General features: G+C 72.9%; 4 protein-coding genes and 1 pseudogene. 3 read left to right on the top strand and 2 right to left on the bottom strand.

Annotated features, from left to right (window positions below; all coding sequences use genetic code 11):
* From E1200_RS28890 to E1200_RS28880, 3 genes are all read left to right on the top strand, one after another.
* Positions 1 to 2,856, top strand: a 2,856-nt coding sequence (locus tag E1200_RS28890) for an ATP-binding protein (RefSeq protein WP_131955241.1), incomplete at its 5' end; no start/stop codon positions are given.
* A 113-nt stretch (positions 2,857 to 2,969) separates the two neighbouring features.
* The gene (locus tag E1200_RS28885; RefSeq protein ID WP_131955240.1) at positions 2,970 to 4,826 is read left to right on the top strand and encodes a hypothetical protein; all 1,857 of its coding nucleotides are present in this window, start codon (positions 2,970 to 2,972) and stop codon (positions 4,824 to 4,826) included.
* A gap of 16 nt (positions 4,827 to 4,842) precedes the next feature.
* Positions 4,843 to 5,199, top strand: a complete 357-nt coding sequence (locus E1200_RS28880) for a DUF5955 family protein (protein ID WP_131955239.1) — start codon at positions 4,843 to 4,845, stop codon at positions 5,197 to 5,199.
* A gap of 15 nt (positions 5,200 to 5,214) precedes the next feature.
* Here the strand turns inward: E1200_RS28880 and E1200_RS28875 are convergent, their stop codons facing one another.
* Together E1200_RS28875 and E1200_RS28870 are read right to left on the bottom strand one after the other, a co-directional pair.
* Entirely contained in the window at positions 5,215 to 6,105 is an 891-nt protein-coding gene (locus E1200_RS28875) for a hypothetical protein (protein WP_131955238.1), read from the bottom strand.
* Between the two features lie 101 nt (positions 6,106 to 6,206).
* Positions 6,207 to 7,555, bottom strand: a pseudogene (locus tag E1200_RS28870) (hypothetical protein); the annotation flags it as partial.

Genomic DNA, 7,555 nt, shown 5'->3' with positions numbered 1-7,555 from the left:
GACTTTGTGAGCGTGCTGCCGGCGGCGTTGTCGGCGGCGCGGCTGGGGCGGCCCTTCGTGGTCGGGTGGCTTTCGCTGGGGAGCGGTGCGCCGCTGCAGCTCATCACCAATGCAGGGCCGGTCGGGGTGGAGGCCGGGGCTGAGTCGCATGGGTTGCTGTTTCCCAGCGGGGCGCGAGGGGTGCCCATCGGGGACGGGTGGTTGCGGCAGGCCGAGCGGATGGCCTGGACCCGGTGTCCCGGACGGCTCGCTCCGCAGGTCGGCGGGGGCGATGCGGGGCCGGGGCTGTTCGAGGCGACGCTCGTCACGTTGATGGAGCGGCCGTTCGGATGGTTCGTCGTCGCCGATCCGTGCGATGAGCGGCTGATCGAGACCGAGATGCGGGAGCTGCATCACGAACTGCGGATGCTGCGGAGGGGCGAGGACGAGCAGGCCCGGCTGGCGGTGGCCAGGGCGGACAAGCGGCTCGCGGAGCTCGACGCGTTCCGTGAGGCGGGGCTCTGGCAGGTGCGGGTCGTTGCCGGCGCCGCGACGCAGGCCGAGTTGGGGCAGATCGCGCCGGTGCTCGTCGGTTCCATGGAGCTCGGGCACCACCCGTACCGGCTGCGGTCGGGGCAGGGGAGCGGGTCGTTCACGGAGATGCTGCGGCCCGGAACCGCGCCTGTGGCGGCGCTGGCCGCGCGGCCGATGGCGGAGTCGGAGCAGCGGTTCCCGTTCGTCGCCACGGCGGGTGCGCTGGCCGCGCTGGCGGGGTTGCCGCGGCGGGAGGTGCCGGGCCTTCGGGTGCTGGACGCCGGGTACTTCGACGTCACGTCCGAGACCGAGGGGGAGGGCGGCGCGCAGATCGAGCTCGGCGCGATCCTGGACGGGCAGGACCGGGAGGTCGGACGGCTCACCGTGCCGCGCTCGACCATCAACCGGCACGTGTTCGTGACGGGGGCGACCGGGGCGGGCAAGTCGCAGACCGTCCGGCACCTACTGGAGCAGCTCACGCGGGCCGGCATCCCGTGGCTGGCGATCGAACCCGCGAAGTCGGAGTACGCGGCGATGGCCGGCCGCATCCGGGACCTCGGCGGGCCGGTGACCATCGTCAACCCGTCCGATCCTGGGTCGGTGCCGCTGTCGGTGAATCCGCTGGCGCCCGAGCCGGGGTATCCGGTGCAGGCGCATATCGACATGGTTCGGGCGCTCTTCCAGGCCGCGTTCGACGCCGAGGAACCGTTCCCGCAGATCATGGCGCAGGCCCTGCAGCGGGTCTATGAGAACAACGGCTGGGACGTGGTGACCGGGGCCGGGGTACCGGGGTCGCTCATCGAGCCCGCGGTGCCCACGCTGGAGCAACTGCAGAACGCGGCGCTCCAGGTGATCCAGGACGTCGGTTACGGGCGCGAGCTGATGGCCGACGTGCAGGGCTTCGTGGACGTCCGGCTGCGTTCCCTCCGTATCGGCTCGGCGGGACGCTTCTTCGAGGGCGGCCACCCGGCCGACATCGGCGGGATGCTCCGCGACAACATCGTCCTGGCCATCGAGGACGTCGCCAACGACGAGGACAAGGCGTTCCTCATGGGGACGCTCATCATCCGCATCGTCGAGCACCTGCGGATGCGGGAACGGCGCCGGGACCGGAGCGACGGCCCCGCGCTCAGGCATGTGATCGTCATCGAGGAGGCGCACCGGCTGCTGCGCAACCGCGGCCCGGAGCGCACGAGCTCGCACGCCGTCGAGCTCTTCGCCGGGATGCTCGCCGAGATCCGCGCGTACGGCGAGGGCATCATCGTCGCCGAGCAGATCCCGACCAAGCTCGTCCCCGACGTCATCAAGAACACCGCGCTGAAGGTCGTGCACCGGCTGCCCGCGTTCGACGACCGGCACCAGGTCGGCGCGGCGATGAACCTGGACGAGGACCAGTCCCGCGAGGTCGTGTCGCTGCGTCCGGGGGTCGCGGCGGTGTTCGCGGACGGCATGGACCGGCCGCTGCGGGTGCGGGTCCCGCTGGGGGAGGGGCGGGAGGCGGAGCTGCCCGGCCCGCCGCCGCCGGTGGACGGCCGCCGGTCGGCCGCCTGCGGCTGCGAGTGCCGGTCCGGACGGGCCTGCACCCTGTACGAGCTGCGTGAGGCCGATCTCGTCGCCGGGAGACCCGAATGGGCGTGGCTCCGGCTGTGGGCCGACACCCTCGTGCTGTCGCATGTCGTGAACCGTCCGATGCCGGCCGTCCCGTCCGAGCTGGGGCGCGACTGGGCGCGGCTGACCCCCCGGCTGCGCGAGTGCGCGCTGGCGACCGTCCTGGAGCAGGCCGTGTCACGGCGGTCCCGGTCGCTGCGCACCGCGTACCCGCCGTCCGACCTCACCGCCGCCGTGGCCGAGGTCGCCGGACGGCTCCTCGGCGGCGAGGCCCCCGGTACCGCCCCCGGGCCATCATGGGTGATCCCGCAGGTCAGGTGGCTGCACGAGCTCGACCGGCTCTTCCCCTACGGCGACGGCGCCCCCGACAAGCACGCGTCGGTCCCGCCGCTCGACTACCAGTTGCCCGGCCTGAAGCAGCCGCCCGACCCGAAGCTCGGCCACCGGCTGCGAGCCCTGCGCCGGCATCCGCTGTCGATGGAGCTCGACCGCAACCGTCCGATCGCCCTCACCGCGATCTACGGCGACGACGACCAGGCGGGCTTCTACCAGGACCTCGCCCTCGTCGCGGTCGGCTTCGACGACATCGACGAGCAGGTCGACCACGTCGCCCAGACGATGCTCGTCGGCGGGTGGCTCGATTCCGTCCTGAACTGGTTCGAGCGCTTCATCGAGCCGTTCGAGGACCCCGCCAAGGGGCTCGCCTTCCTCGGTCGGACCCGCGACGCCGAGTGACCACCTGATCCATTCCTGTTTCGGTGTTATCTCACGCACTGATCCAGCTCGACGCTAGATTCTGCCCTTCACGGACGTTCGCCCCCGCGCCGACCTGTGGAGGAACCGGGACCTTGGACGTGCAGACCGGCAGCCCGTCGAAAACCGGCTTCTTCCGCCACGGGACCATGCGCGAACCCCGCACGGGCCCGATGCAGAACCTCACCCGCTACCTGTGCGCGGCGACGTACCTCGACAAGGGGATCTGCGACGCCGTCCTCAAGGAGTACGTGTACGAGACGCACCGCGCGATCGTCCCGTCGCACGGTTACGACCTCGAACCGGTCGTCCGGCACGCCCGCCAGGCCCGGCTCATGCGCATCGTCCGCGACGTGGTCCTCGTCGGGATGTGGGTCGCGCTGTGGATCGTCGCGCCGCTGATCGCGCTGCCCTACTTCCTGTTCTTCGGCTACGGGACGCTGCTGACCCGCGTCCCTTGGCGGCGCCTGTCGGGGTGGCGGCGGCTGGCCCTCGGCGTGCTCGCGCCGTGGCCGCTGCTCTGGCTCCTGGGCTTCCTCTTCATCGGGCTGCTCTCCGCGTACCTCATCCCCATGGGGGCCGTGACCGCCGGCGCGACGTACGGCAGCGCGGGAATCGGCCTCGCCCTGCTTCTGCTGGTGGTGGTGCCGCTCTCCCTGGGGCTGCCCACCGTGACGCTGGTGCATCTCTATCTCGTCCTGCGGCGGCTCGGCCGCGACCTCGGGCCCGGCGCGCACGGACCCGGCCCCGATCCCGGCGGCGTCCGGTTCCGCAGGGCGCTGGCGCATGTCCGCGCCTCCCAGAACGGCAACATCACCGTGTACGCGGGCGACAACCCGTTCATCGGCACCGGGCACCCGCACTCGTGGGACGCGCGGGTGTGGTCCGTCGTCCTGGAGCTGGACAGGAAGGCGTCCGGTCTCCTCGACAAGAAGGGGGACGTCAAGCCCGTGGACCCCCTCGTCATGTACGAACGCATCCGCAAGAAGCTCCACGAGATGCGCGACGAGGGGCAGGCCGCAGGTGACGGGCAGCGTCCGCTGCCGCCCAACGAGCGGATCAGCGGCCTCGTCACCGGGTGGCACGTCACGGCGCGCGGCCGGTGCGTGCAGCGTCCGCGCCCGGTCGACGGCGTCACCGCCGCCACCTACTCCGGGCACCCGCTGGTCGACCCGTCGGAGCGCGTCCCGTACTCGACGGCGTCCCAGGAGGCGATCGAGGCGGCCGTCCGCCATCCGCAGGCCGGCATCCGCTGTTTCCAGCAGGTGTCGATCGGCGCGCAGGGGCAGGCGATCACCACGCCCTCCGGCGGCGTGGTCGCCCCCGCGGAAGACCAGGAGGCGGGGCTGTCGGCCTTCGTCCACCTGGCCGTTGAGGGGCGGATGCTGTACGCGCATTTCGCCGCGACCGTGCTGCCGCCCGTCCGGCCCGCCTACAAGATCGTGGACGAGCTGCCCGCGTGGGACGGCTCGAAGCTGCTCGGCAGGACGCTCGTCATGGGCCTCCCCGGCGTGTTCAGCGCGCCGCTGCTCGCGCCGTACCGGCTGGCGGCGGCGCTCTGGCGCATCGTGCGGGAGACGCTCGCCACGGACGTGGGTTCCGACCCGGTGCGGCAACTCGTCCACGACTACGGGTCGCGGATCAGCGTGCGGGAGCTCGCGGCCGACTACGACTTCCGGGACTTCGTCCAGGAGATGGACGTCGACAAGTACGTGAAGCTGATCGAGTGGCGCGTCAACGAGGCGCTGCTCGACTACCTGACCGAATGCGGCGTCGACGTGTCCGCCTATCGCCAGCAGGCCGGCGTCATCATGAACAACGGCGTCATCATGACGGGCGGCACCGTCAACGGGCAGGTCGCCGCCGGCGGCCGCGTCGACCAGCGGCAGAGCGGCGGCAAGCCGGGCGGCGGACGGCCCGGCGGAGGCACGCCGGGCGGCATCAACCCATGACCGATGCGGAGGGCACATGACGGGGCAGGGCGAGCGGGGCGTCACCATCGGCGGCAACGCCAATGTCTCCGGGCAGATAGCCACGGGCGACAACGTCACGCAGAACCAGCAGATCAACGCGGGACCGGCAGCGGACCTGGCCGAGGCGCTCGCGAACGTCGAGCGGCTGCTGGAGGCGCACACCGCGGAGCTCGCCGAGCCCGGCAGGGCCCGCCGCGACCTCGCCGACATCCGGGAGGAGGCCGAGGCCGGCGACGACGCCGACCCCGAGCGCATGGAGGGCGCCCTCGCGCGGCTCGGCCGGCGGGTCGCCGGGGTGGCGGTGCTGACGGAGGCCGTCCGGCAGCTCGCCGTCACCGCCGGGATCGGCTGAGGGGGTCCAGGACGGCTAGATGTCGCTCTCGCTGCGGTACGGCAGCCCGGACTCTTCGGCGATGGGCTGCCAGTAGCCGAGGAACTCGCTCTTGGCGCTGCTCGCGCGCTGGTTGACGTCCGCGACCTCGTCGTCGGAGGGGCAGCCGGGCGCGACGTCGAGGTAGCGCTGGTTCGACTCGGCCGACGCCTCCAGCGCGCGGACCAGCGCGGCCTTCATCTCGGTGCCGTCGTCGAGCGCGCCGACCTTGAGCGCGCGGGCCTTCGCCAGCTGGGTCCGGCGCGCCTCCAGGATGCGCTGCATACCGGACGCGGAACAGCCCGCGGTCACGACACCGCCCAGGTCGGAGCGGGTGTCGCCCATCTCCTCCAGGAGGTCGTCGATCTCCTTGGCCTGCCCTTCGACGTCGCCGCCGCCCGGCTCGTCGGTCGTGGGCGCCGGCCCCTGCTCCTGCGTGGACGGGACGCCTCCCGGCTGCGCGGCCGGGTCGTTCGAGCCGCTCGGCCAGAACACGATGCCGAGGGCTAAGCCGAGCAGCAGCACGGCGCCCACCGCGGCCACGAAGTACGGGGCCCGGCTCTTCTTCGGCTGCGCGGGCGGCTGCCAGATCGCGGGCTCCGCCCACGGCTCGGGGGAGGGCTCCGGCGGGATCGGCGTGCCGTACTCGGGAGGCGGTCCGGGCGGCGGCTGGTCGTGCGGCGGCTGGTCGTGCGGGGCGCCCCACTGGGCGGGTGCCTGCCGTCCCGGCGACCACGGCGGCGGCAGCGGTTCCCCGGGGCCGCCAGCCTGCGGGTCGTGGGCGGTGGCGTTGTCCCTGTTGACGTCGTCCCTGCTGAGCGGCCCGTTGCAGCGCGTGCAGCGGGACAGCGCCGGGTTGGTGTCGCTTCCGCAGTTCGGACACCTCATGAGGCCCCCTACCCCGTGACGTACAAACGGTGACAAGATACTCCGCCGTCACGGGGCGCGTACGGCCCGCAACCGGGTCGCAACCGGGTCGTGACCGGCCGTCAGACCCGCTTCCAACTGCGCTGCGGCTGGCCCGTCTTCTTCGCGACCGGGTTCCACAGGACGACGAACTCCTGCTTGGCCGTCGTCGCGCGCCGCTCGACGGCGGCGCGTCCCGGGACGTTCGCCGCGGCCGGACGGGGCTTGCCCCTGCAGTTGCGCTGGTTCTGCTGCGCCCACCGCAGCAGGACCTGGTCGACCTGCAGCGACGCCGTCAGGGCCTCGCTGAGCTTCCCGCGCAGCCGCTCCCCGTTCGCGAGCTTGTCGACCTTGAGGTTCTGGGTGCGGGCGAGCTGGTTCTGCCGGCGCTGCGCGACCGTCTCGAACCCCTGGATCGCCTGCGGCAGCGTCCGGCACTTGTCCGCCCGGCCGATCGCGCCCGCGAGGACCCGGCGGGTCGCGACGCTGTCGTCCAGGATCTTGTTGACGACCGCGGCCTGCTGCTTGGTCTCGGTCGGGATCGCGTTCTTCTGCGCGACCTGCTTGTTGGACGGCGACGCCGACGCGGTCGGGTTCGCGCTCGCGGACGAGTCGTCCCCGGACGGCCACACGACGAAGATGATGCTGCCCGCCGCGATCGTCACCAGCGCGGCGACGGCGGCGAGAAGCGCCTTGTTCGTCCCACCGTTCGTCCCGCCGTTCGTCCCGCCGCCGGACCGCCCGCCCTGGGGCGGGGGGAAACCGCCGTACTGCGGACCGCCCGGCCCCGGCTGGCCCATCGGAGCCATGGGCATGCCCTGGCCCATCCCCATCGGGGGCGCGCCCATGGGAGGGCCCGCGTCCAGCCTGGTCTGGTCGAAGCCCATGGGCGACGGCTGGACGCCCGGATTCGGCATCCCCGGACCGGGCGCGAACTGGGTCGTGCCGGAGTCGAGCATCGTGGGCTGCTGCTGCGGAACCGGGCCGGGCTGCTGCCCGCCCCAGACCTGCGTCGCGTCGGCGTCCTGGGTGTCGGGCTTGCGCGGCTGCGCGAACCACGACTCCGGGACGATCGACTCCTTGGGCGGCGGCTCCGGCTGCAGCCCGAACGGGTTGGGCGGAGGCTCCGCGGACCCGGCCGCGGGCGCCCCGCCGAAACCGCCGGACGGGATGGCGACCTCCGGCTCGTCGTCGTCCTCGTCGGGGTTGAACGTCCAGGCCGCGGTGGACTCGGGGTCGACCGGCGGAAGCGGCGCCCCAGGCGTCGGCGACTGCTCGGACGGCTCCGCGGACAACCGCAGCGGCGGCCGCGACGAAGCCGGCGGCTCCGCCGAGTACGACGGCTGACCGGAGGACCCGCCCGGGGCCTCCGGTACACCGGTAACGGGCGTGACCTCGTCCCCACCGGACATGCCCCGCGCCTCGGCGAACC

The sequence above is a fragment of the Actinomadura sp. GC306 genome, from assembly GCF_004348665.1.
Lineage (GTDB): Bacteria > Actinomycetota > Actinomycetes > Streptosporangiales > Streptosporangiaceae > Spirillospora.
This window is presented reverse-complemented; position numbering and strand designations above follow the sequence as displayed.